General features: G+C 52.8%; 1 rRNA gene. It reads right to left on the bottom strand.

The features are described from left to right. Nucleotides 1–51: 51 nt before the first annotated feature. Nucleotides 52–420 (bottom strand): 16S ribosomal RNA (locus EES38_RS23360); the annotation flags it as partial.

Raw genomic sequence — 420 nt, 5'->3', positions numbered from 1 at the left:
CCACCGAGAGTGGTGATCTTTGGTTCGCGGGTCGTTCTGTTTTGGACAGGTATCGACAATGATCCTTCCGCAGGTTCACCTACGGAAACCTTGTTACGACTTYTMCTTCCTCTAAATAGTCAAATTAGGTCATCTTCTCAGCATCAGTCGAGCGGCAACGCCACTACAACGACACCAATCCAACGACCTCACTAAACCATTCAATCGGTAGKAGCGACGGGCGGTGTGTACAAAGGGCAGGGACGTARTCARCGCRAGCTKATGACTTGCACTTACCAGGAATTCCTCGTTCACGGGGAATAATTGCAAGCCCCGATCCCAGTCACGACGGTGATGAAACAGTTTGCCCAACCCTTTCGGGCCAGGTTCCCAGACTCGCTGGCACCGTCATTGTAGCGCACGTGTGGCCCCGGACATCTA

The organism is Vibrio viridaestus (assembly GCF_003856525.1).
Taxonomy (GTDB): Bacteria; Pseudomonadota; Gammaproteobacteria; order Enterobacterales; family Vibrionaceae; genus Vibrio; species Vibrio viridaestus.
The sequence above is the reverse complement of the archived record's forward strand: the minus strand, read 5'-3'. Positions and strand labels throughout refer to the sequence as shown.